Annotated in this window: 7 protein-coding genes; all 7 read left to right on the top strand. The window is 74.7% G+C overall.

Annotated features, from left to right (window positions below; translation table 11 throughout):
- The first annotated feature begins 89 nt into the window (after window positions 1-89).
- The 7 genes from AB0398_RS06610 (at window position 90) to AB0398_RS06640 (ending at window position 26632) form a co-directional block, all read left to right on the top strand.
- On the top strand, window positions 90-9653 hold the full coding sequence (locus AB0398_RS06610) for an amino acid adenylation domain-containing protein (protein ID WP_366372746.1): 9564 nt from the start codon (window positions 90-92) through the stop codon (window positions 9651-9653).
- Window positions 9650-10441: an alpha/beta fold hydrolase gene (locus AB0398_RS06615; RefSeq protein WP_366372747.1), complete on the top strand. Its 792-nt coding sequence runs from the start codon at window positions 9650-9652 to the stop codon at window positions 10439-10441. Before AB0398_RS06610 ends, AB0398_RS06615 begins: the two co-directional genes overlap by 4 nt.
- Window positions 10442-10500: 59 nt before the next feature.
- Window positions 10501-11535, top strand: a complete 1035-nt coding sequence (locus AB0398_RS06620) for a TauD/TfdA family dioxygenase (protein WP_366372748.1) — start codon at window positions 10501-10503, stop codon at window positions 11533-11535.
- A gap of 8 nt (window positions 11536-11543) precedes the next feature.
- The gene (locus AB0398_RS06625; RefSeq protein WP_366372749.1) at window positions 11544-13415 is read left to right on the top strand and encodes an amino acid adenylation domain-containing protein; all 1872 of its coding nucleotides are present in this window, start codon (window positions 11544-11546) and stop codon (window positions 13413-13415) included.
- Window positions 13416-13498: 83 nt separating this feature from the next.
- Complete coding sequence (locus AB0398_RS06630; protein ID WP_366372750.1) at window positions 13499-19054, top strand: condensation domain-containing protein; 5556 nt, start codon at window positions 13499-13501, stop codon at window positions 19052-19054.
- Window positions 19055-19211: 157 nt separating this feature from the next.
- Window positions 19212-26420, top strand: coding sequence for an amino acid adenylation domain-containing protein (locus AB0398_RS06635; protein WP_366372751.1), 7209 nt, complete (start codon window positions 19212-19214; stop codon window positions 26418-26420).
- On the top strand, window positions 26417-26632 hold the full coding sequence (locus tag AB0398_RS06640; RefSeq protein ID WP_366372752.1) for an MbtH family protein: 216 nt from the start codon (window positions 26417-26419) through the stop codon (window positions 26630-26632). Before AB0398_RS06635 ends, AB0398_RS06640 begins: the two co-directional genes overlap by 4 nt.
- The last annotated feature ends 24 nt before the right edge of the window (window positions 26633-26656 follow it).

Here is a 26656-nt window from a genome sequence, read left to right on the forward strand (position 1 = left end):
GGAGCAACTGCCGCTCCCGGCCCGCGCCCACGGGTTGTATGGCCACTGCCCCGCCCCCGCTGCCGCGCCTTCCTCCCCAGGAGCCCTCCATGCCGTTCGACACGCCCGTCGCACCCGCTCCGGCCGCCGTCCGGTTGCCGCTCTCGGTGGCCCAGCGTGACATCTGGACGGCGCACGCCCTCGACCCGACCGGCGTGAAGTACAACGTCGCCGAGTGCCGAGAGATCCTCGGCCCGGTCGACCCGGAGCTGATGGCGGCGGCCTGGCGCCGGCTCGTGGAGGAGGCCGACTTCCTCCGCGTCCGCGGCTTCGAGGACGACGGCGAGCGGGTGTGGCAGCTGCTCGACGCCGACGCCGGCACCCGCGTCCTCCCGTTCACCGACGTGAGCGCGGCCGACGACCCCGAGGCCGAGGCCTGGCGGCTGATCGACGGCCTGATCGCCGCCCCCTTCGACCTCGCCCGCCGCCCGCCGGTCCGCTGCGCGCTGATCAGGCTGGGGGAGGAGCGGTACTTCTACTTCTACGGGTTCCACCACCTGGTCGTCGACGGCGTGGGCGTGTCGATGGCCCTCGCCCGCCTGATCGAGCTGTACGAGCGGGCGGTCGCGGACGAACCCTGGGGACCCTCCCCGTTCGGGAGCCTCGCCGACCTGCTCGCCGAGGACGCCGAGTACCGGAACTCCGACCGCGCCGCCGCCGACCTGGCCGCCTGGCGGGAGTACCTCGCCGGCGCCCCGGACGCCCCCGCCGGACTCGTCCGGGGCACCGGCAGGGCCACCCCGGCGCACGGCGGCCTGCCCTTCGCGCGCCGCAGCGTGCGGGTGTCCGCGGCGGACGCCGACCGGCTGCGGTCGGTCGCCCGCGGCGAGCGGGTCTCCTGGTCCGTACTGCTCGTGGCCCTCTTCTCGGTCTACCTGCACCGCGTCACCGGACGCGAGGAACTGGTCGTCGCCCTGCCCGTGACGGGCCGCACGACCCGGCAGGCCCGCAGCACCCCCGGCATGCTGTCCAACGTGGTGCCGCTCCGGCTCCGCGTGCGGCCCGAGGAACCCCTCGGCGCCCTGGTCCGCTCGGCCGCCGCCGAGGTCAAGCACGGACTGCGCCACCAGCTCACCCGGTACGAGGAGCTGTGCCGGGAGGCCGGGGCCGTCGACGGCTCCCGCCGCCTCGCCGCGCCCGTCCTCAACATCATGGGCTTCCACGCGGAGCTCACCGTCTGCGGCCGGCCGACCCTCAACCACAACGTCAGCAACGGCCCGGTGGACGACCTGGCCGTCGCCGTGCTCGACCTCGGCGCCGAGCACGGACTGCGGATCGACTTCGACACCCCGGTCGACGGCGTCGACACGGCGGCCGCGGCCGCCCACCAGGACCGCTTCGCCGCCTTCCTCACCACCGTCCTCGCCGCCGACCGCCCGGCCGAGCGCCGGATCGCCGACCTCGACGTCCTCTCCGAGGCCGAGCGCGCCCTGCTCACCGGCCCGTGGGCCGGACCGGTGACGGACACCGCCCCCACGACCCTCGTGGAACGCTTCGAGGAGCAGGCGGCCCGCCACCCCGACGCGACCGCGCTGATCGACGGCGAGCGGACGATCACGTACGCCGAGCTCAACGCCGCCGCCAACCGCTGGGCCCGCCACCTGAACGCACGCGGCCTGGGACGCGGCGACCTGGCGGGCGTCCTCCTGGAACGCGGCATCCGCTTCACCACCGCCCTCCTCGCCGTACTGAAGACCGGCGCCGCCCACGTCCTGCTCGACCCCGACTTCCCCGACGAGCGCCTCCGCGCGGCGGCCGACGACGCCGGAATCCGCCACCTCCTCACCCGGCCGTCCCTCGCCGGACGCCTCGACGGCCCCTGGGCGACCCACACCGAGGCCCCCGGCGAACTCCTCTCCTACGGACCCGGCAACCCCGGCCTCCCCGTCGCCCCCGACGACCCGGCCTGCCTGATGTTCACCTCGGGATCGACCGGCCGGCCCAAGGCCATCCTGTCCTCGCACCGCAACCTGGTGTCCACCCTGATCGGCCAGCCCTACCTTCCCACCGGCCCGGACCAGGTCTACCTCCAGTGCTCGCCGGTCTCCTGGGACGCGTTCAGCCTGGAGCTCTGGGGCGGCCTCCTCCACGGCGGCACCGTCGTCCTCCAGCCGGGACAGAAACCCGAACCGGCCCTCGTCACCGAACTGGCCCGCCGGCACGGCGTCACCACGCTCCTGCTGTCCGCCACCCTCTTCAACTACCTCACCGACGAGCACCCGGAGGCCTTCGACACCGTCACCACCGCCTTCACCGTCGGCGAGGCCGCCTCCCCGGCCCACGTCCACAAGCTCCAGCGCCTCAGGCCCGGCATCACCGTCCTCAACGGTTACGGCCCCGCCGAGGTGATGATCTTCGCCACCACCCACACCGTCGCACCGGGCGAACGCCCCCACACCGTCATCCCGATCGGAACCCCCCTCGCCGACAAGCCGGGTTACGTCCTCGACCCGTACCTGAACCTCTGCCCGCCCGGCACCACCGGAGAGCTGTACGTCGCCGGCGAGGGCCTCGCCCACGGCTACCTGGGCCGCCCCGACCTGACCGCCACCCGCTTCGTGCCGAACCCGTTCGGGCCCGGCCGCCTCTACCGCACCGGCGACCTGGCCCGCTTCGACGCCGAAGGCCGCCTCGTCTACGAGGGCCGGGCGGACGACCAGATCAAGATCCGGGGCTTCCGCGTCGAACCGGGAGAGACCGAGGCCGCGCTCCTGACCCACCCCGGGGTCACCCGGGCCGTCGTCACCGTCCACGAGAAGCGCCTCGCCGCGTACGTCGTCACCGACGGCGCCACCCACCCGGACCTCCACCCCGAGGAGATCCGGCGGCACGTGGCGGACCACCTCCCCGACCACCTCGTCCCCACCTACCTCACCCTCCTCGACCGGCTGCCCGTCACCCCCAACGGCAAGATCGACAAGCGGGCCCTGCCGGCACCGACGGCCCTCCTCACCACCCGGCGCGCCCCGCGCACCCGGACGGAGGAGACCCTCGTCGCCCTCTTCGCCACCACGCTGGAGACGACGGACCCGATCGGCGTCGACGACGGCTTCTTCGCCCTCGGCGGCCATTCGCTGCTCGCGGCGCGGCTGACGAACCACATCGCGGACGCGCTGGGCGTGCGGCTGACGATCCGGGACGTCTTCGAGCGCCCGACGGTGGCGGGCCTCGCGGAGCTGGTCGCGAGTGAGGGAGGCGTACGGACGGTTCTGCCGCCACTGGTCGCGGGGGAGTGGGACGGACCCCCACCGGCCTCGTACGCGCAACGGCGCCTCTGGCTCCTCGCGCAGCTCGACGGGGACAGTGCCGCGTACAACGTGCCGATGGTGGTGCGGCTGGAGGGCGGTGGGCTGGACCTGGTGGCGCTGGAAGCGGCGCTGGGGGATGTGGTGGGGCGTCATGCTCCGCTGCGGACGGTCTTCGAGACGGTGGAGGGTGAGCCGCGTCAGCGGATCCTGCCGGCCGAGCGGGCACGCGTGCGCGTGCAGTCGCGCCGGACCGAAGCGGGCCTGCTCGATCGGGAGTTGGCCGCGGAGGCGGGTCGGGTGTTCGACCTGGCCGGGGAGATTCCGATGCGGGCGGTGGTGTTCGACCTGGGTGACGGGTCGGCGGTGCTGCTCCTCGTGGTCCATCACATCGCGACGGACGGTGTGTCGAGCGGCGTGTTCTTCACGGACCTGGAGCGGGCGTACGAGGCCCGGGTCGGGGGAGCGGAAGGGCGTGTACTGGAGCCACTGGCCATCCAGTACGCCGACTACGCGGCCTGGCAGCAGCGGGTGTTGGGCGAGGCGGACGATCCGGAGAGCGTGCTGGGCCGGGAGCTCGGTTTCTGGCGCGGCGCGCTGGACGGGCTGCCGGAGGGGCACGGCCTGAGCCTGGACCGGCCGAGGCCGGCGCGGGCGTCGCATCGGGGTGGTCAGGTCGAGGTCGACCTCGGCGCGGACGTGTTCGAGCGGGTGACGGCTTTCGCCCGGAGCGAGGGGTGCACACCGTTCATGGTGGTGCACGCGGCTCTGGTCGCGGCGCTGACCCGGCTGGGTGCGGGTTCGGACTTGGCGATCGGTTCGCCGGTGGCGGGGCGTGGGGACCGGGCGTTGGAGGATCTGGTCGGGTTCTTCGTGAACACGCTGGTCCTGCGCACCGACAGCGCGGGTGATCCGACGTTCCGGGAGCTGTTGGGCCGGGTGCGGGCCGCCGATCTGGACGCGTTCGCGCATCAGGAGACGCCGTTCGACCTGGTCCTCGAAGCGGTCAATCCCGCCCGTACGCTCTCGCGCCACCCCCTCTTCCAGATCTGCCTGAGCCTTGAGAACGACGGGGGCCCGGCGTTCGCGCTGCGGGGCGTGCGGACCGGCCCCGTCGAAACGGTCTCCAACGGATCCGCCAAGTTCGACCTGGAGTTCTTCCTCCGCACCGACGACGAGAAGTCGCTCCGGTCCACCGTGCTCTTCGCCGCCGAACTGTTCGACGAGGTGACGGTACGGCGCATGGTGACGGTGCTCGGAGAGGTCCTGACCCAGGTGCTGGACGAGCCGGGTGTCCGGCTCTCGGGGCTTGAGGTGCTGTCCGGTGCGGAGCGCGAGCTGCTGACCGGGTCGTGGGCCGGGACGGCTGCCGAGGTGGGTGACGCGTCGCTGGTCGAGCGGTTCGAGGAGCAGGCGGCCCGCCATCCGGGCCGTACCGCCCTGGTCGACGGCGAGCGGACGATCACGTACGCCGAGCTGAACGCCGCCGCCAACCGCTGGGCCCGCCAGTTAAGTGCGCGGGGCCTGGGGCGCGGTGACATGGCGGGTGTGCTGCTTGAGCGGGGGGCGGACTTCGCGGCCGCGGTGATCGCGGTGGTCAAGGCGGGGGCCGGTTACACGCTCCTGGACCCGGACTTCCCCGACGAGCGGCTGCGCTCGGCCGCCACCGACGCCGGCATCGGTGTCCTGATCACCGACGCCCGTCTCGCGGGACGCCTGGAGGGGCCGTGGCAGACCGTCTCCTGCGCGGCCGAGGAACTGGAAGGCCTGAGCGGGGAGAACCTCGGCATCGAGCTGACCGGGGACGACGTGGCGTGCCTGATGTTCACGTCGGGTTCGACGGGCCGGCCGAAGGGGATCCTGTCGTCGCACCGGAATCTGGTGTCGACGGTGAGTGGTCAGTCGTACGGACGGTTCGGGCCGGACGAGGTGTTCCTCCAGTGCTCGCCGGTGTCGTGGGACGCGTTCAGTCTGGAGTTCTGGGGTGCGCTGCTGCACGGTGGGACCTCCGTGTTGCAGCCGGGGCAGCGGCCCGAGCCCGTTCTGATCAGTGAGCTGTCCCGCCGGCACGGCGTGACGATGCTCCAGCTGTCGGCGAGTCTGTTCAACTTCCTGGTCGACGAGCACCCCGAGGCGTTCGACACGGTCGCGGTCGCTTTTACGGGTGGCGAGGCCGCCTCTCCGGTCCATGTTCACAAGCTCCAGCGGCTCAGGCCCGGCGTCGAGGTGGTGAACGGTTACGGGCCGGCCGAGTCGATGGGCTTCACCACGACCCATTCCGTCGAGCCGGACGAGCGGCCCCACGCTTTGATCCCGATCGGAACTCCGCTCGTCAACAAGGGGAGTTACGTCCTCGACGCCCATCTGAACCTGTGCCCGCCTGGGGTGATTGGGGAGCTCTACCTCGCCGGTGAGGGTCTGGCCCACGGTTACCTGGGACGCTCCGACCTGACGGCCATCCGTTTCGTGCCGAACCCGTTCGGGTCCGGTCGGCTCTACCGGACCGGTGACCTGGCACGCTTCGACCGGGAGGGGCGTCTCGTCTACGAGGGCCGGGTGGACGACCAGATCAAGATCCGGGGCTTCCGGGTGGAGCCGGGTGAGACCGAGGCCGCGCTCCTGACCCACCCCGGGGTCACCCAGGCCGTCGTCACCGTCCACCGCGACCGGCTCGCCGCCTACGTCGTCACCGACGGCGACACCCACCCGGAGGAGATCCGGCGGCACGTGGCGGACCGGCTCCCCGAGCACTTCGTACCCGCACACGTCATCGTCCTGGAGCGGCTGCCGCTCACGCCGAACGGCAAGATCGACAAGCGGGCTCTTCCCGAGCCGGCCGCTGTCGTCGCCTCCGGCCGTGCCCCGCGCACCCCGCTCGAAGAGACCCTGCTCGCCCTCTTCGTCCGCGTCCTCGACACGGCCGCCGACCTCACCGTCGACGACGACTTCTTCCACCACGGTGGCCATTCGCTGCTCGCGGCGCGGCTGACGAACCACATCGCGGACGCGCTGGGCGTGCGGCTGACGATCCGGGACGTGTTCGAGCGTCCGACGGTGGCGGGCCTCGCGGAGCTGGTCGCGAGTGAGGGAGGCGTACGGGCGGTTCTTCCGCCACTGGTCGCGGGCGAGGGTGCCGACGAGGAAGGCGTACTGCCTCCGGCGTCGTTCGCGCAGCGGCGGCTGTGGCTCCTCGCGCAGCTCGACGGGGACAGCGCGGCCTACAACGTGCCGATGGTGGTGCGGCTGGAGGGTGGCGAACTGGACCTGGTGGCGCTGGAAGCGGCGCTGGGGGACGTGGTGGGGCGTCATGCTCCGCTGCGGACGGTTTTCGAGACGGTGGACGGTGAGCCGCGTCAGCGGATCCTTCCGCCGGAGCGGGCACGCGTGCGCGTGCAGGAACGTCGTACCCAGGTCGGGCGCCTCGACGTGGAGTTGGCCGCCGAGGCGGGCCGGGTGTTCGACCTGGCTGCGGAGATTCCGGTGCGGGCGGTGGTGTTCGATCTGGGTGACGGGTCGGCGGTGCTGCTCCTCGTGGTGCATCACATCGCGACGGACGGTGTGTCGAGCGGCGTGTTCTTCACGGACTTGAGCCAGGCCTATGAGGCCCGGGTCGGGGGAGCGGAGGACCCGCGTGTGCTGGAGCCGCCGGCCGTTCAGTACGCCGACTACGCGGCCTGGCAGCGGCGCGTGCTCGGGTCGGCCGACGACCCGGAGAGTCTGCTGAGCCGGGAGCTCGGTTTCTGGCGCGGCGCGCTGGACGGCCTGCCCGAGGAGCACGGCCTGAGCCTGGACCGGCCCAGGCCGGCGAAGGCCTCTCACCTGGGCGGTCAGATCGAGGTCGACCTCGGCGCGGACGTGTTCGAGCGGGTGACGGCTTTCGCCCGGAGCGAGGGGTGCACGCCGTTCATGGTGGTGCACGCGGCTCTGGTCGCGGCGCTGACCCGGCTGGGCGCGGGTTCGGACTTGGCGATCGGTTCGCCGGTGGCCGGGCGTGGGGACCGGGCATTGGAGGATCTGGTCGGGTTCTTCGTGAACACGCTGGTCCTGCGCACCGACAGTGCGGGTGATCCGACGTTCCGGGAGCTGCTGGGGCGGGTGCGGGCCGCCGATCTGGACGCGTTCGCGCACCAGGAGACGCCGTTCGACCTGGTCCTCGAAGCGGTCAATCCCACCCGTACGCTCTCGCGCCACCCCCTCTTCCAGATCTGCCTGGGACTTGAGGCGGGCACCGTCCCTCGGCTCGACCTGGCCGGTGTCCGGACCTCCGAGGTCTCGGGGGTCGCGAACGGATCGGTCAAGTTCGACCTGGAGTTCCTGCTCCGCTCCGACGACAGCCGGCGCCTGCACGGCGCGGTCCTCTTCGCCGGGGAGCTGTTCGACGAGGTGACGGTACGGCGCATGGCGTCGGTTCTGGGCCGGATTCTGGCCCAGGTGCTGGACGAGCCGGGTGTCCGGCTCTCGGGGCTTGAGGTGCTGTCCGGTGCGGAGCGCGAGCTGCTGACCGGGGCGTGGGCCGGGACGGCGGCCGAGGTGGGTGACGCGTCGCTGGTCGAGCGGTTCGAGGAGCAGGCGGCCCGCCATCCGGACCGTACCGCCCTGGTCGACGGCGAGCGGGAGGTGTCCTACGCGGAGCTGAACGCGCTGGCCAATGGGTGGGCCCGCCACCTGAGGGCGTGCGGCCTGAAGCGCGGTGACATGGCGGGTGTGCTGCTTGAGCGGGGGGCGGACTTCGCGGCCGCGGTGATCGCGGTGGTCAAGGCGGGGGCCGGTTACACGCTCCTGGACCCGGACTTCCCCGACGAGCGGCTGCGCTCGGCCGCCACCGACGCCGGCATCCGGCACCTCCTCACCTGCCCGTCCCTGGCCGCCCGTGTCGACGGGCCCTGGACGACCCACACGGAGGCCCCGGCCGAGTTCCTGTCCCTCGGAACCGACGACCTCGGTCTGCCGGTCGGCCCCGACGACTCCGCCTGCCTGATGTTCACGTCGGGTTCGACGGGCCGGCCGAAGGGGATCCTGTCGTCGCACCGGAACCTGGTGTCGACGGTGAGTGGTCAGTCGTACGGACGGTTCGGGCCGGACGAGGTGTTCCTCCAGTGCTCGCCGGTGTCGTGGGACGCGTTCAGTCTGGAGTTCTGGGGTGCGCTGCTGCACGGCGGGACCTCTGTGTTGCAGCCGGGGCAGCGGCCCGAGCCTGTTCTGATCAGTGAGCTGTCCCGTCGGCACGGGGTGACGATGCTCCAGCTGTCGGCGAGTCTGTTCAACTTCCTGGTCGACGAACACCCCGAGGCGTTCGACACGGTCGCGGTCGCCTTCACCGGTGGCGAGGCCGCCTCTCCGGTCCATGTCCACAAGCTCCAGCGGCTCAGGCCCGGCGTCGAGATCGTCAACGGTTACGGGCCGGCCGAGTCGATGGGCTTCACGACCACCCACCCCATCGCGCACGGCGACGAACCGCACTCCCTCGTCCCGATCGGAACTCCGCTTGTCAACAAGGGGGGTTACGTCCTCGACGCCCATCTGAACCTGTGCTCGCCTGGGGTGACCGGCGAGCTCTACCTCGCGGGTGAGGGTCTGGCCCACGGTTACCTGGGACGCCCCGACCTGACGGCCATCCGTTTCGTGCCGAACCCGTTCGGGTCCGGTCGGCTCTACCGGACCGGTGACCTGGCCCGTTTCGACCGGAACGGTCACCTGCTCTACGAGGGCCGGGTGGACGACCAGATCAAGATCCGGGGCTTCCGGGTGGAGCCGGGTGAGACCGAGGCCGCGCTTCTGACCCACCCCGGGGTCACCCAGGCCGTCGTCACCGTCCACCGCGACCGGCTCGCCGCCTACGTCGTCACCGACGGCGACACACGTCCCGGCACCCGGCCCGACGGCAGCACCGGCACCCACCCCGGCATCCATCCCGAGGAGATCCGGCAGCACGTCGCCGAACGGCTCCCCGAGCACCTCGTCCCGACCCACGTCACGTTCCTGGAGCGGCTGCCGCTCACGCCGAACGGCAAGATCGACAAGCGGGCTCTTCCCGAGCCGGCCGCTGTCGTCGCCTCCGGCCGTGCCCCGCGCACCCCGCTCGAAGAGACCCTGCTCGCCCTCTTCGTCCGCGTCCTCGACGCGCCCGCCGACCTCACCGTCGACGACGACTTCTTCCACCACGGCGGCCACTCCCTCCTGGGGGCCCGCCTCACCAACCACGTCGCTGGTGCCCTGGACGTGCGGCTCACCGTCCGCGACGTCTTCCAGCACCCGACCCCCGCCCGGCTCGCCGCGCACGTCGAAGCGCTCAGGGCCGACACCGCCCCGGCGAAGAAGGCCCGACCCGCCCTCCGCCGCCGTACCGAGACAGAACGGATCAGCTCATGACCTCCTTCCCGGACCCCGCCCCCGCCCCCGAAGACGTCGTCTGGGACCTCCCCGGAGACGCCCCGCACCGCCTGTCGCTCCTCGTCCTGCCGCACGCGGGAGGCAACGCCCACGCGTACAGCGCGTGGCGCGAGCACCTGCCGGCCGACGTCCGGCTGCTGATCGGCCAGTACCCGGGCCGGGGCGCCCGCTACAGCGAGGACCTGCCCGAGTCCGTCGACGACCTGGCGCTCCCCGTGGTCGACGCCCTCCCCTCGGACACCGGCCCCCTGGTGGTCCTCGGCCACAGCATGGGCAGCCTGGTCGCCTTCGAGGTGACCCGGGCCCTCCAGGCTGGCGGCCGCACCCCCTACGGGCTGATCGCCTCCGCCTGCCGGGCGCCCGTCCTGCCCAACCAGTGCCCGGTGCACCCCGAGCGGTTCGACGACGACCAGCTCGTCGCCGCCATCAAGGAGCGCGGCGGCACCGACGACGGCATCCTGGACGACCCGGAGCTCCGCGAGATCGTCCTGCCGTCCATCCGCGCCGACTTCGCCATCGACGACGTCTACCGGTGCACCGCCCCGGACGTACGGCTCGACTGCCCGGTCGCGGTGTTCGGCGGCGACGCCGACCCGATCGTCCCGGCCGACATGCTCGGAGGCTGGTCCCTCGTGGCCGGTCACCCGGTCGAGCCCGAGGTGCTGCCCGGCGACCACTTCTACTTCCAGCAGGACCTGCCCGGCTTCTTCGCCCGGCTGAACCCGGTCCTCGCCGCCCTGCACGGCTCCGCGACCGCGGCCGCCTGACCCGCGCCGCCCGTCCACCCCACCCGCACCCCCTTCCCACGGAAGACGAGGAACCCGCCATGACCACCTTCGCCCCCAGCCCGGCCGCGACCGGCGTCACCGTAGTCCGGGAGCCGGGCAAGCCGGCCGTCCTCCACACGCCCGCCTTCGGCACCATGGCCGAGGCCGCCGCGTGGCTGTCCGACCGGCGCGCCGACGTCCAGGCCGAACTGCACCGCTCCGGCGCGGTCCTGCTGCGCGGCCTGCCCGTCACGGACGCGGCCACCTTCGCCGAGGCCCGGGACGCGCTGATCGCCGAGCGCGCCGGCTACAAGGAGAAGGCCACCCCGCGCACCGACTTCGGCGAGGGCGTCTTCTCCTCCACCGACCTGCCCGCCGCCCAGCCGATCCGCCTGCACAACGAGAACAGCTACACCCTCGACTTCCCCGGCGTGCTGCTCTTCGGCTGCGTCACCGCTCCCGAGACGGGCGGCGCGACCACCGTCGGCGACATGCGGAAGGCCCTCGCCGCCCTCCCGCAGGACCTCGTCGACCGGTTCGCCGAGGCCGGCTGGCTCCTCGTCCGCAACTACTCCGACCTCGCGGGCATGCCCTGGCGCAAGGCGTTCTCGTCGGACGAGCCGGCGGGCGCCGAGGCGTACTGCGACGCCCACGCCATCGGCTACGAATGGCTCGACGAGGACACCCTGCGCACCCGCCAGCGCCGCTCCGCGATCATCACCCACCCGGTGACCGGCGAGCGCGTCTGGTTCAACCACTTCGCGTTCTGGAACGCCCGCAGCCTCGACGAGGACGTCCGCGAGGTCCTCACCGACACGTTCGGCGAGGACGGCCTGCCCTTCCAGACCCTCCTGGGCGACGGCACCACCCTCACCGACGCCGAGGTGGACGCCGTCAACGACGCCTACCAGGCCGTCACCGTGCGGGAGACCTGGCAGTCCGGCGACCTGATGCTCGTCGACAACATCCTCTGCGCCCACGGCCGGGAGTCGTACACCGGGGACCGCAAGATCCTCGTCGCCATGGGCGAGCCGGTGCCGCTGTCCGCCTGCTCCCCGACCACCGCCCCCTCCACCGCCCCGTACGGAAGGTGAGCCCCGCCATGACCGCCGTCCTCCCCGAGCGCCCCGCCGCCCTCTCCGCCCCTCTCGCGGGGGAGCACCGCACCGCGGACCCCTGCCCCTGCGGCCCGTGCGCCGCCGCCGGCACCGGCGCGGCCGACCTGCTCGCCCGGCTCGCCACCGCCCCCGGCGGGCGCACCGCCGTCGTCGCGGGCGACCGCACCCTCACCTTCGACGAACTGCGCGCCGAGGCCGCCGCGTTCGCCGCCCGGCTCGCCGCCCTCGGCACCGGGCCGGAGAGCGTCGTCGCGCTCTGCCTGCCGCGCGGCGCCGGCCTCGTCACCGCGATCATCGGCACCCTCACCGCCGGCGCCGCCTACCTGCCGGTCGACCCCGCCCTGCCCGCCGAGCGCCGCCGTTACCTCGTCGAGGACTCCGGCGCCGACCTGGTGGTGACGGACGGCCCGGCCGGTTCCCCCGCCCCCGGCACCCGCGCCGTGACCCTCGCCGAGCTGACGGACGCGACCGCCCGCGACGCCGCCCCCGTCCCGTACGCGCCCGTCCCGGTCACCGCCGGCACCCTCGCCTACGTCATCTACACCTCCGGCTCCACCGGCCGGCCCAAGGGCGTGGAGATCGACCGCGGCGCCGTCTCCCTGCTGCTGCGAGAGCTCGAAGGCGCGGGCGCCGCCACCGGCGAGGGCCGCCGGGTCGGCTGGAACGCCTCCCCGTCGTTCGACGCGTCCGTGCAGCAGTGGGTACGGCTCTGCCGGGGCGACACCCTCGTCATGATCGACGAGGAGACCCGCCGCGACCCGGCGCTCCTCGCCGCCCTCGTCGACGAGCAGGCCCTCACCGACCTGGACATCACCCCGTCGCACGCGGACCCGCTCCTCGACCTGCTCACCCCGGACGGCGGCCCGCGCCCGCTGACCCTCCTGATCGGCGGCGAGCCCATCGGCCCGGCGCTCTGGGACCGCCTGGCCGCCGCCCACGCCTCCGGCCTCCTGCGCGCCCTCAACGTGTACGGGCCCACCGAGTGCACCGTCGACGCCACCGCCGCCCCGATCGACCGGCCGGGCGAGCCGCACATCGGCACCGCCCTGCCCGACTTCCGGGCCCTGCTCCTCGACGGGGACCTCGCCCCGGTGGAGGACGGCGAGGCCGGCGAGCTGTACCTGGCCGGTCCGCGCGTCGCCCGCGGCTACCGCAACCGCCCCGGCCTGACGGCGGAACGCTTCGTCGCCGACCCGTCCGGCGCGCCCGGCGGACGCATGTACCGCACCGGCGACCGCTGCCGCAGGCTCCCCGACGGCCGGCTCGTCTACCTCGGCCGCGCCGACGGCCAGATCAAGCTGCGCGGACACCGCGTCGAACTCCCGGAGATCGAGGCCGCCCTCACCCGGGTGGACGGCGTCGCCGAGGCCGCCGTGATCCTCGGCGAGGACGCGGGCGGCACCCCCGGCCTCATCGCCTACCACCGGGGCGGGGACGCCGCCGCGCTCCGCACCGCGCTCACCGCCGCCCTGCCCGCGTACATGGTCCCGGCCGCGTACGTCGCCGTGGACCGGTTCGCCACCACGCCCAGCGGCAAGCTCGACCGGGCCGCGCTCCCCACCCGCGTCGAGGCGCCGAAGGACCAAGCGGGGACCGCCGGTTCCGCCGAGGGGCTGACCGGCACGGCGGAGGAGCTGATCGCCCGCGTGTGGACCCAGGTCCTGGGCGCCGCGTCGATCGGCCCCGACGACAACTTCTTCAAGCTCGGCGGCCACTCCCTGCTCGCCATCAAGCTGGTCTCCCGGGTCCGGGCCGAGCTCTCCGTGGCCCTGCCCGTCAAGGCCGTCTACGCCAACCCCCGGCTGCGCGACCTCGCCGCCCACATCGAGGGGCTGACGGCCGCGAAGGATGCCTGACCGCGGTCCCCGTCCCCGCCCAGGCCCCGGGCCCCGCCACCGGCTCACCCACCCGCCTCCGCCACTCCCGAGGAGCAGCAATCGTGATCCCCCTGTCCTACGCCCAGCGCCGGCTGTGGTTCCTGAGCCGGCTCGAAGGTCCGTCGTCGGCGTACAACGCGCCCGTGGTGCTCCGGCTCGGGTCGATGCCCGACCCGGCGGTGTTGGAGGCGGCCGTACGGGACGTGGTGGAGCGGCACGAGGTGCTGCGGACGGTGTATCCGGCGCGGGACGGCGAGCCGCACCAGCGGATCGTCGACGCGCCCGGCGTGCGGGTGGAGGTCGAGCGGGGCCTGACCGTCGGCGAGGCGGAGGCGCGGGCGACGGAGTTCGCCCGGCTCCCCGTCGACGTGGCCGCAGAACTCCCGCTGAAGGTACGGTTGTTCGGCGTCGAGGGCGGGGCGGCGGTCCTGGTGCTGCTGGTCCACCACATCGCCACGGACGGATGGTCGGTGGGCTGCCTCCTCTCCGATCTGGACCGCGCCTATCGGGCCCGTACGGAGGGCCGGGCCCCCGACTGGGAGCCGCTGCCCGTCCAGTACGCGGACTACACCCTCTGGCAGCGGGACATGCTCGGCGACCCCGGGGACCCCGACAGCACCGCCCACGAGCAACTGGCCTTCTGGCGGCGGGCGCTCGACGGCGTTCCGGTGGAGACGCGGCTGCCCGCCGACCGGCCCCGGCCGGCCGAACCCGGGCGGCAGCGGGGCGCGGTGGTGACCCTGGACCTGGACGCCGGGACCCACAAGGCCCTGACCGGTGTCGCCCGTGCGCGGCGGGCGACGTTCTTCATGGTGGTGCGCTCCGCCCTGTCCCTGGCCCTGCGGGCGGCGGGTGCCGGGTCCGACCTGGTGGTCGGGACACCGGTGGCCGGGCGGCCGGAGGAGGCGCTGCACGATCTGGTCGGGTTCTTCGTGAACACGCTGGCGCTGCGGACCGACCTGTCCGGGAATCCGACCCTCGGTGAGCTGGTGGACCGGGTGCGAGACGCGGACCTGGCGGCGTTCGCGCACGAGGACCTGCCGTTCGACCTGCTCGTGGAGGACCTGAACCCCGAGCGGTCCCTCGGCCGGCACCCCTTCTTCCAGGTCATGGTCGGCGCGCGGACCGCGCAGGACGACCCGTACCACCTGGGCGGCATCCCGGCCGTCCTCGACGGCGCCGACCTGGCCACCGCCAAGTTCGACCTGAGCTTCGACTGCCTGGAGCGGTTCGATCCGGACGGCGGTCCGGACGGGCTGCGGCTCGGACTCCAGTACGCGACCGATCTCTACGACGAGGAGACCGCGCTCCTCCTCCTCGACCTGTTCCGGCGCGCGCTGAGCGCCCTCGCGGAGCAGCCGGACAGCACGCCCCTCGACGCCGTCCGCCTGCTCACCGACGAGGAGGGCCGCGGGCTCGACCGCCGCCACCGGGCGCTCGCCGAGGCCCGGCGGCATCGCGCCGGCGCCGGGAAGGAGCCGCGCGACGGCGACCGGGCGCGCACCGCCACGGACCCGCGCGAGGAGATCCTGCGCGGTCTGTTCGCGGAGATCCTGGGACGGGAGGAGGTGCTGCCCGGGGAGAACTTCTTCAAGCTCGGCGGACACTCCCTGCTGGCCGGCAAGCTCACCAACCGCGTGCGCGGCGCCCTCGGCCTCCGGGCCGCGATCCGCGACGTGTTCCTCGCCCCGACGCCCCGGCAGCTCCTGCGGCGGCTCGGCGACCAGGACGCGGGCCCCGACCGTCCGGCCCTGCGGCCGGTGCCGCAAGAACGGCGGCCCGAGCGGATCCCGCTCTCCTACGCCCAGCGCCGCCTGTGGTTCCTGAACCGCCTCGAAGGCCCGTCGTCGGCGTACAACGCGCCCGTGGTGCTCCGGTTGGACGCCGTGCCCGATCCTGCGGTGTTGGAGGCGGCCGTACGGGACGTGGTGGAGCGGCACGAGGTGCTGCGGACGGTGTATCCGGCGCGGGACGGCGAGCCGTACCAGCGGGTCGTCGGCGTCCCCGGCGTACGGGTGGAGGTCGAGGAGCGCACCCCCGTCGGCGAGGCGAAGGCGCGGGCGACGGAGTTCGCCCGGACGTCGATCGACGTGTCGCGTGAACTGCCGCTCCGCGTACGGCTGTTCGGAGTGGAGGACGGGACTGCGGTCCTGGTGCTGCTGGTCCACCACATCGCCACGGACGGATGGTCGGTGGACTGCCTGCTCGCGGACCTGGACCGCGCCTACCGGGCCCGTACGGAGGGCCGCGCGCCCGACTGGGAGCCGCTGCCCGTCCAGTACACCGACTACACCCTCTGGCAGCACGACCTCCTCGGTGTCGAACACGGCGTTCTGGGAGGCCGGTTGGCCTTCTGGCGTACGGCGCTCGACGGTGCTCCGGTGGAGACGCGGCTGCCCGCCGACCGGCCCCGGTCGACCGAGCCCGGACAGCGGCGGGGCGACGTGGTGACCACGGAGGTCGGCGCAGGCGTGCACAAGGCGCTCGGCGGTCTCGCCCGTGCGCGGCGGGCGACGTTCTTCATGGTGGTGCGCTCCGCGCTGTCCCTGGCCCTGCGGGCGGCGGGTGCCGGGTCCGACCTGGTGGTCGGGACGCCGGTGGCCGGGCGGCCGGAGGAGGCGCTGCACGATCTGGTCGGGTTCTTCGTGAACACGCTGGCGCTGCGGACCGACCTGTCCGGGAATCCGACCCTCGGTGAGCTGGTGGACCGGGTGCGGGAGGCCGACCTCGCGGCGTTCGCCCACGACGATCTGCCGTTCGACCTGCTGGTGGAGGACCTGAACCCCGAGCGGTCCCTCGGCCGGCACCCCTTCTTCCAGGTCGTGGTCAGCGCGCAGACCGCCGGGGAGGCGCAGGACACGGCCCGCGCGCTCGGCGGCATCCCCGGCACCCTGGACGGCGCCGACCTGGCCGCCGCCAAGTTCGACCTGGGCTTCCACTGCGCCGAGACGCTCGGCCCCGACGGCGAACCGGGCGGCGTGCTGCTCGGACTCCAGTACGCGACCGACCTCTACGACCGGGAGACCGCGCTCCTCCTGCTCGACCTGTTCCGCCGCGCCCTCACCGCCCTCGCCGAGAGGCCCGCCGACACGTCCCTCGACACCGTCCGCCTGGTCACCGACGAGGAGCGCCGGGAGCTCGACCGGCGCCACGAAGCCCTCGCCGCCGAGCGGAGCCGTGCCGGTGCCGGTGCCGCCGGAACGAGGGTGCGGGACGGGGCCCGTGCCGTCACGGACCCGCGCGAGGAGATCCTGCGCGGCCTGTTCGCGGAGATCCTGGGGCGGGAGGAGGTGCTGCCGGAGGAGAACTTCTTCAAGCTCGGCGGGCACTCGCTGCTCGCGGGCAAGCTCGCCAACCGGGTCCGCGCGGCCCTCGGGCTCCGGGCCGCGATCCGCGACGTGTTCCTCGCCCCGACGCCCCGGCAGCTCCTGCGGCGGCTCGGCGACCAGGTCGCGGGCCCCGACCGTCCGGCCCTGCGGCCGGTGCCGCGGGAGCGGCGGCCCGAGCGGATCCCGCTCTCCTACGCCCAGCGCCGGCTGTGGTTCCTGAACCGGCTGGAAGGCCCGTCCGCCACCTACAACATCCCCGTGGTGACCCGGCTCCACCGCTCCCTCGACCCGGCCGTGTTCGCCACCGCCCTCGCGGACGTCGCCGCCCGCCACGAGGTGCTGCGCACCGTCTACCGCTCCGCCGAAGGCGAGCCCCACCAGCAGGTCCTCGACGGCGCCGTGCCCGTCCTCGAACAGGTCCCGGTCGACGGCCCCGAGGCGCTGCGGGCGGCCGTCGACGAGGCCGCCGGACACGTCTTCGACCTGGCCGCCGAGATCCCCTTCCGGGCCCGGCTCGTCACCGGCGCCGACGGCGGCCAGGTCCTCGTGCTGCTCCTGCACCACATCGCGGGCGACGGCTGGTCCACCCCGTGCCTCCTCGCCGACCTCGACACCGCCTACCGGGCCCGTACGGAGGGCCGCGCCCCCGACTGGGAGCCGCTGCCCGTCCAGTACGCCGACTACACCCTCTGGCAGCACGACCTCCTCGACGGCGAACACGGCCTCTCGGGGGAGCAGCTGGCCCACTGGCGCACCGCGCTCGACGGGCTGCCGCCGCTGCTCGCCCTGCCCACCGACCGGCCGCGCCCGGCGGAGAGCGACGGGGCCGGCGCCCTCACCGCCTTCGACGTGAGCGCCGCCACGCACCGGGCCCTGCTGCGCCGCGCCCGGAGCAGCGGCGCCACCCTCTTCATGGTCGTGCAGGCCGCCCTGGCCGCCCTCCTCACCCGGCACGGCGCGGGCACCGACATCGCGATCGGCACCACCGTCGCCGGCCGCGCGGACGACGCCCTGCACCCCCTCGTCGGCTTCTTCGTCAACACGCTGGTGCTGCGCACCGACACCTCCGGCGACCCCGCCTTCACCGACCTGGTGCACCGCGTCCGCGAGACGGGGCTCGCCGCCTACAGCAACCAGGACCTCCCCTTCGACCGGCTCGTGGAGCACCTCAGCCCGCACCGCTCCGCCGCCCACGCCCCGCTCGTGCAGGTGATGCTCCAGGTCCACGCCGCGACCGCAGCGACCGCCGCCCGCACCCCGAACGTCCTGGACGGCGAACCGGTCGCGTTCCGCGCCGTCGGCGCCAAGTCGGACCTGACCTTCGCGCTCACCGAGCTCACCGACGCGGACGGCGCCCCGGCCGGACTGCGCGGCGCCCTCGAATACGCCACCGCCCTCTACGACGAGGACACCGCCCGCCTCCTGGCCCGGCGCCTCGCCGAGACCCTGGACGCGTTCGCCGCCGACCCCGGACTCCCGCTGTCCGGACCGCAGTACGGCCCGGCCGCCCCCTCGGGACCGGAGGCCGTACGGGACGAGAAGGGGCGCCCCGCGCCCGTACGGATCCCCGGAGAGGTGTACGCGCCGGCCCCCGGCGGCGGCGCGCGGCCCACCGGCCGGCGGGCCTTCCCGGCCGCCGACGGCACCCTGCGGCCCGTCGCCGTCCTCACCGCGGGCGGCTACCCGGTGGAGCCCGGCCGCGTCGAGGACGTCCTCACCGGCCACCCCGGCGTGACCGGGGCGGGCGTCGCCGTCCGCGACGACCGGCTCCACGCGTACGTCACCCGTCTGCCCGGCGGTCCCGGCACCTTCGACGAGGCCGCGCTGCGGGAGTGGGCCGCCGAGCGGCTGCCCGAGTACCTGGCCCCGGCCCGGGTCGTCGCCGTGGACCGGCTGCCCGCCCCCGGCGCGCACCCCGCCGACCTCCCGTCCGAGGGGGAGGCGCCGGGCGCGGCTGCCCCGGACGGCCGGGAGGAGGAGCTGCTCGCCCTCTTCCGCGACGTCCTCGGCGGCCGGGACCTCGGCCGGAACGACAACTTCTTCAAGTCCGGCGGCCACTCCCTCCTCGCCATCAGGCTGCTCAACCGGATCCGCGCCGACCTCGGCCGGGACCTCACCCTGCGGGACGTGTTCCGCAACCCCACCGCGGCCTCCCTCGCCCGGCGCCTCGCCGACGCGGACCGGACGCCCGCGGACGCGCCGCCCGCGCCCGGCACGGCGGCGCCCCGCCCACCCGCCGCACCGGCGCTGCGGCGCCGGACCAGGGCGGGGGCGCGCCAGGGCCGCTGACGGACCGGCACCGGCAGCTCCGGGCGGCGCCTTCTGCCGCCCGGAGCCGCCGGTCCGACTGCCCCGGGAGCGGGCGGGCCGCGCCTAGCGTGGAGGGCACGGAGGCGAGGGGAACCGTTCGCCCCGGTCTCTCGGCCCCTTACCGGAGGAACCCAGCATGCCCCCCAGCAGAACGGACGACCTGCTCGACGGCGGACCCTCTCCCGCCCCCGCCCCGCCCGTCCTGGACCTGATCGCCCATCAGGTCCGCACCCGTCCCGACGCCCCCGCCCTCGTCCACGCCGACACCCGGCTGACGTACGCGGAGCTCGCCGCGGCCGTGGACGCAAGGGCCCGGGAGCTCGCCGCCCTGGGCGCGGGACCCGGCCGCCTCGTGGCCCTCCACCGGCCCCGCGGCACCGACGCGATCGTCGGCCTCCTCGCCGTCCTCACCACCGGCGCCGCCTACCTGCCGCTCGACGTCCAGGCCCCCGACGCCCGCAACGCCGCGATCCTCCGGGACGCCTGCGGCGACCTGGCCCCCACCCCGGCCGAGGTCGCCCGGCACGGCGAACTCGTCCTCGAAGGACCCGGCGCGGAGGCGGGCGCCGCCTACGTCATCTACACCTCGGGCTCCACCGGCACCCCCAACGGCGTCGTCGTCGCCCACGACTCCCTCGCCCACTTCGTCGCCGGCGCGACCCCCGCCTACGGCATCGGCCCCGACTCCCGGGTCCTCCAGTTCAGCCCGCTGCACTTCGACGCCAGCGTCCAGGAGGTCTTCCCCACCCTCGGCGCGGGCGGCACCCTCGTCCTGCGCACCGACGACATGCTCGACGTCGGCGAACTCCTCGCCGGCTGCGAGCGCCACGGCATCACCCTCCTCGACCTGCCCGCCGCCTACTGGCACGAGCTCGTCCACGTCCTGACCACCGGCGCCGTCCGCCTCCCGGACCACCTGCGCACCGTGCTCGTCTACGGCGAGGCCGTCCTGCCCGAGCGGATCGCCCAGTGGCGCGCCCTGGCCGGCGACCGGGTCCGGCTGCTCAACGGCTACGGCCCCACCGAGACCACCGTCGTGGCCACCGTCGCCGACCTCACCCGGCACGAGTCCGGCCCCGTCCCCATCGGCCGCCCCCTGCCCGGCGTCCGCGCCGCCGTCGTCGACGGCGAACTCTGGCTCCTGGGCGGCGGACTGACCCGCGGCTACCTGCACCGCCCCGAACTCAACGCCCGCCGCTTCACCACCCTGGACGACGAGCGCGCCTACCGCACCGGCGACCTCGTCACCATCGGCGAGGACCGGCAGATCCTCTACCACGGGCGCCTCGACGACGAGGTGAAGATCGGCGGCCAGCGCATCGACCCCGCCGCGATCGACTCCGTCCTCGCCGGCCACCCCGCCGTCCGGGAGGCCGCCGTCGTCGCCCAGCAGGACGCCGAGGGCGTCAAACGGCTCGTCGCCTTTGTCGTCACCGAGGGCGGCACCGGCGCGGAGGAACTGCGCGCCCGGGTGCGCGACCGGATGCCGCCCGCCGCCGTGCCCGCCGTCAGCACCGTCGTCGCCCTGCCCCGCACCAGCTCGGGCAAGATCGACCGGAAGAGGCTGCGCACCACCGACCCGCGCCTGCCCGTCGTCCACGAGGAGCCCCTGCCGGCCGGGGACCGGGTGCCGCTCTCCCACGCGCAGCGGCGCCTCTGGCTGGTCAACCAGTTCGACGGCCCGTCCGCCGCCTACAACATGCCGGTCGTCCTCCACCTGGACGCGGTGCCCGACCGCACCGCCCTGGCCGCCGCCGTCACCGACCTCGCCGAACGGCACGAGGTCCTGCGCACCGTGTTCCTCGCGCCCGACGACGAGCCCTACCAGCACGTCCTGGCCCCCGCAGCCGTCCGGCTCCGCACCGTCGAGTGCCCCGCCGCCGAACTCCCCGGCCAGGTCGCCGCCTTCACCGCCGAGACCTTCGACCTCTCCCGCGAACTGCCCCTGCGCGTCGCCCTCCTCCTGCCCGACGAGGGCCCGGGCGCCACCCTCGCCGTCCTCCTCCACCACGTCGCCGGCGACGGCTGGTCCCTCACCCCCCTCATGACCGACCTGGCCCGGGCGTACGCCGACCGTGTCGAGGGCCGCGCCCCCGACCGGGAGCCGCTGCCCGTCCAGTACGCCGACTACACCCTCTGGCAGCACGACCTCCTCGGCACCGGCGACGACCCCGACTCCGTCACGGCCCGGGGCCTGGCCCACTGGCGCACCGCCCTCGACGGCCTCCCCGACGCGACCGACCTGCCCCTCGACCGGCCCCGGCCCGCCGTCCGCGACCACGCCGGCGCCCAGGTGACCACCACCCTCGGAGCCGGCGTCCACGCCCGGCTCGTCCGCCTCGCCGAGGAGCACGACGCCAGCGTCCTCATGGTCCTCCAGACCGCTCTGGCCCTCGCCCTGCGGGCGGCCGGAGCCGGCGACCGCGTCGCCCTCGGCACCCCCGTCGCCGGACGCGACGACGAAGCCCTCGACGACCTGGTCGGCTTCTTCGTCAACACGCTCGTCCTGCCCACCGACACCTCCGGCGACCCCGGCTTCACCGACCTCCTGCGACGGGTCCGCGACACCGACCTCGCCGCATTCGCCCACCAGCGGCTCCCCTTCGACCTCCTCGTCGAACACCTCAACCCGCCCCGCACGCCCGGCGTCCACCCCCTCTTCCAGGTGATGCTCACCCTGCGGACCACCGGCACCGGAGGAGGGGCCTTCCGGCTCGGCGCGATCGACGGCCGGTTCGCCGAGGACGGCCCGGCCACCACCAAGTTCGACCTCACCGCCGCCTGCGAGGAGCTCCGCGACGCCGACGGCGCCCCCGCCGGACTGCGGATCGCCCTGGAGCACGCCACGGACGTACTCGACGAGGACACCGCCCGGCTCCTCCTCACCGCCCTGGAACGCGCCCTACGCACCGCCGCCGACCGGCCCGGCGACCCCGTCCCGGACACCGCGCTCGTCGCGCCCGCCGACCGGCTCGCCCTCGACGCGCGGCGCGCCCGCACCGCCGCCCGCGCCGCCGAGACCGCCGCCGAGGAGGCCCTGTCCGCCGCGCACGCCGCCGTCGAACCGCCCCCGCCCCACCTCGACACCCTCCGCGCACTCTTCGCCGAGGCCCTCGGCCTGGACGACGTGGGCCCGCACGAGGGGTTCTTCACCATCGGCGGCCACTCCATGAGCGGCGTGCGCCTCGCCAACCGGATCCGCGCCCGCCTCGGCGCCGACGTCCAGGTCCGCGACCTCCTCCTCGCCCCCACCCCCGACGCCCTCGCCCGCCGCATCGCCGACCGGGAGACCGGGAACGGCACCGCCGCCGGGACCGCCCGGTCCCGGCCCGTCCCGCGCACCGACCGCCCCGAGCGGCTGCCCCTCTCGTACGCCCAGCGGCGGCTGTGGTTCATCGACACCCTCGAAGGCCCCAGTGCCTCCTACAACATCCCCCTCGTCCTGCGGCCGGCCGCGCCGCTCGACCCGGACGCCCTCGCCCTGGCCCTCACCGACCTCTCCGACCGGCACGAGGTGCTCCGCACCCGCTACCGGACCGTCGACGGCGAACCCCACCAGGAGGTCCTGACCGGCGTCCGGCCCCCGCTCGACGTACGGTCCGTCCCGGCCGCGCTGCTCCCCGAGGCCGTCGCCGCGGCCGCCGGCCACGTCTTCGACCTGGCCGAGGAGACACCGCTGCGGGCCACGCTGCTGCTGCCCGACGGCGGGGCGTACGACGACGAGCCCCGAGACGGCGGGCTCCACGACGGCGGGCAGGTCCTCGTCCTCCTCGTCCACCACATCGCCGCCGACGGCTGGTCCACCGGACCGCTCCTCGGCGACCTCACCACCGCCTACCTCGCCCGCGCCGGGGGCCGCGCCCCCGACCGGGAGCCGCTGCCCGTCCAGTACGCCGACTACACCCTCTGGCAGCGGGACCTGATCGACGGGCCCGCCGCCCGGGACCACCTGGAGTTCTGGGAGCAGAACCTCGCCGGAGCGCCGCCCGTCCTCGAACTGCCCGCCGCCCGGCCCCGGCCCGCCGAGGCCGGCCACCGCGGCGGACACGCCCCCGTCGCCCTCGACCCCGCCACCCACCGCGCCCTGGAGGACCTCGCCCGGAGCGGCGGCGCCACCCTCCTCATGGTCCTCCAGGCCGCCCTGGCCGCCGTCCTCACCCGGCACGGCGCCGGCACCGACCTGCCGCTCGCCACCATGACCGCCGGACGCGACGACGAGAACCTGGGCGACCTGGTCGGCTTCTTCGTCAACACCCTGGTGCTGCGCACCGACACCTCCGGCGATCCCACCTTCGCCGAACTCCTCGAACGGGTCCGGCGGGCCGACCTCGCCGCCTACGCCCACCAGGAGCTCCCCTTCGACCGCGTCGTCGAACACCTCAACCCCGTCCGCACCACCGCCCACCACCCGCTGGCCCAGGTCGTCGTCCAGCTCCACCACGACTACACCCGCGACACCCCCGGCGCCGCCGCCGCGCGCGGCCTCTTCCGGGAGGGCGGACCCGCCCTCCTCGACACCGTCTCCACCAAGTTCGACCTCACCTTCGCCCTGACGGAGCTGCGGGACGCGGAAGGACACCCCGGCGGCCTGGCCGGCGGACTGGAGTACGCCACCGACCTGTTCGACGCCCCCGTCGCCGCCCTGCTCGCCGCCCACCTGGACCGGACCCTGCGCGCCGCCGCGGCCGACCCCGGCGTACGGATCGGGGACGTCGACCTGCTCACCGACGCCGACCGCCTCCGGCTCGGCGCCGAGTACAACGACACCGCCACCGTGCCGCCCCCGGGGCCGGAGACCGTCCACGAGCGGATCGCCCGCCAAGCCGCGCGGACCCCCGACGCCCCCGCGCTCGTCACCGACGACGAGACCGTCTCCTACGCCGAACTCGACGCCCGGGCGGACGCGTTCGCCGCCCGCCTCCGCGCGGCCGGAACGCGCCGGGGCGACACCGTTGGCGTCCTCCTCGACCGGGGCGTGTCCCTGGTGGTGACGGCGCTCGCCGTCCTCAAGTGCGGCGCCGCGTACCTCCCGCTGGACCCCCGCCTCCCCGAGGCCAGGATCCGGCTGATGACCGAGGACGCCGGGGCCCGCCTCGTGGCGACCGACACGGCGCACGCCGCCGCCCTCCCGGACGGCCTCTCCGCCCCCGTCCTCGCCGTCGACGCGCCCGCCGGGCACGACCCGGCACCGGGGGAGTCCGGAGCCCCGCGCGCCACCGGCGACGACCTGATGTACGTGATGTTCACCTCCGGATCGACCGGCCGGCCCAAGGGCGTCGGCGTCACCCACCGCAACGTCCTCGAACTCGCCGCCGACCGCGACCTCGCCGCCGGCGGGCCCCGGCGGATGCTGGTGCACTCCGCGACCGGCTTCGACGCCTCCGTCTTCGAGACCTGGGTGCCGCTGCTCGGCGGCGGCAGCCTCGTCGTCACCCCCGGCGACGGCACCGACCTCGCCGAGACCGCCCGCGCCGTCCACCGGCACGGCGTCACCGGCGCCTACTTCACCGTGGGCCTGTTCCACGTCATGGCCGACGAGGGCCTGGACACCCTCCGGGCGCTGCGCGAGGTGTGGACCGGCGGGGACGTCGCCTCGCCGGCCGCCGTCCAACGGGTCCTCACCCACTGCCCCGACACCGTCCTCGTCCACTCCTACGGACCCACCGAGACCACCTTCGCCTCCCACAACCAGTGGTTCGCCACCGGACGGCGCACCCTGCGGGGCGCCGGCGTCCACCTCGGCCGGCCCATGGACAACACCCGCAGCCACGTCCTCGACGACGCGCTGCGGCCCGTGCCGCCCGGCGTCCCCGGCGAGCTGTACATCGCGGGCACGCACGTGGCCCGCGGCTACGTCGGCCGCCCCGGCACGACCGCCGAACGCTTCGTCCCCGACCTGTTCGAGAACGACGGCAGCCGCATGTACCGCACCGGCGACCGCGTCCTGTGGACCCCCGACGGCGAACTCCGCTTCCTCGGCCGCGCGGACGGCCAGATCAAGCTGCGCGGCGTGCGGATCGAACCCGGCGAGGTCGAGCGGACGCTCGCCGCACACCCCGCCGTCGGCCAGGCGCTCGCCGTGGTCCGCGAGGACCGGCCCGGCGAGAAGACCCTCGTCGGCTACGCCGTCCCCCGCGCCGGCCACTCCGTCACCGGGGCCGAACTGCTCGCCGCCGCCCGCGCCACGCTCCCCGAACACCTCGTGCCCTCCGCGGTCGTCGTCCTCGACGCCCTGCCGCTGACCGTCAACGGCAAACCCGACCGCGCGGCCCTCCCCGCCCCGCACCGGCCCGCCCCGGCCGAGGGCGGACGGCGGCCCCGCAACGCGCGCGAGGAGGTGCTGTGCGCCCTGTTCGCCGAGATCCTCGACGTGCCCGAGGTCGGCATCGACGACAACTTCTTCTCCCTGGGCGGCCACTCCCTGCTCGGCGTCCGCCTGGTCAACCGCATGCGCGGCGTCCTGGGCGTCGAGCGCACCGTCCGCGACCTCTTCCGCCTGCCCACCCCCGCCGGCCTCCTCGGCTCGTACGAGGACGAGGCCGGGGACGGGAGCGGGGACGACGGCACGGCCGCCGCCCTGGGCGTCCTGCTGCCGCTCAGCACCCGGGGCACCCGCCGCCCGCTGTTCTGCGTCCACCCCGGGACCGGCGTCGGCTGGGCCTACGCGGGCCTCGCCCGCCACCTCGGCGACGACCAGCCGCTCTACGCCCTCCAGGCCCGCGCCCTGAGCGACCCCGGCCACCGGCCGCGCACGGTCGAGGAGATGGCCGACGACTACCTGGAGCGGATCCGCCGGATCCAGCCCTGGGGCCCCTACCGGCTGCTCGGCTGGTCGTACGGCGGCGTCGTCGCCCACACCATGGCGGTACGGCTCCGCGAGGCCGGCGAGCGGGTCGAGCTCCTGGCCCTGATGGACGCCCACCAGACCGGACCCGGCAGCGTCTCCGTACTGCCGCCGGAGGAACGGGCCGCCGAGGCGCCGGCCGGGGACCTCGCGGAGGCGACGGAGCGGATCCGCCGCGAGGACCCCGTCCTCGCCGGCTTCTCCGACGCGGAGCTGCGGGCGGTGCTCCGCGCCTCCGAGACCCACGCCGGACTCATGGCCCGGCACGTGCCCGGCGTCGCCGACACCGACGTGGTGTTCTTCACCGCCCGCCGGCCGGGGGAGCCCGAAGGCCTCCTCGCCGCCACCTGGATTCCCCTCGCCCAGGGAATCGTCGACAACCACACCGTCGAATGCGGCCACCTCGAAATGGCCGGACCCGAACCACTCGCACACATCGGAAGCATTCTCTCGGAGAAACTCTCCGCCCTGCAGAAGAAGGAAATGAGGAGCCAGTCATGAGCGATTCCGTCAACCCGTTCGACAACGCCGAGGGAACCTTCCACGTCGTCGTGAACGACGAGGGCCAGCACTCCCTGTGGCCGGCCTTCGCGGACGTCCCCGGCGGCTGGACCAGCGTTCACGGCCCCACCGGCCGGACCGAGGCCCTGGAGTACGTCACCGCCCACTGGACCGACATCCGCCCGCGCAGCCTCGTCGCCCAGTACGCCTGACGCCCCGCCGGGCATGACCCGGAA

The sequence above is a fragment of the Streptomyces sp. NPDC086147 genome (assembly GCF_040702165.1).
GTDB lineage: Bacteria > Actinomycetota > Actinomycetes > Streptomycetales > Streptomycetaceae > Streptomyces.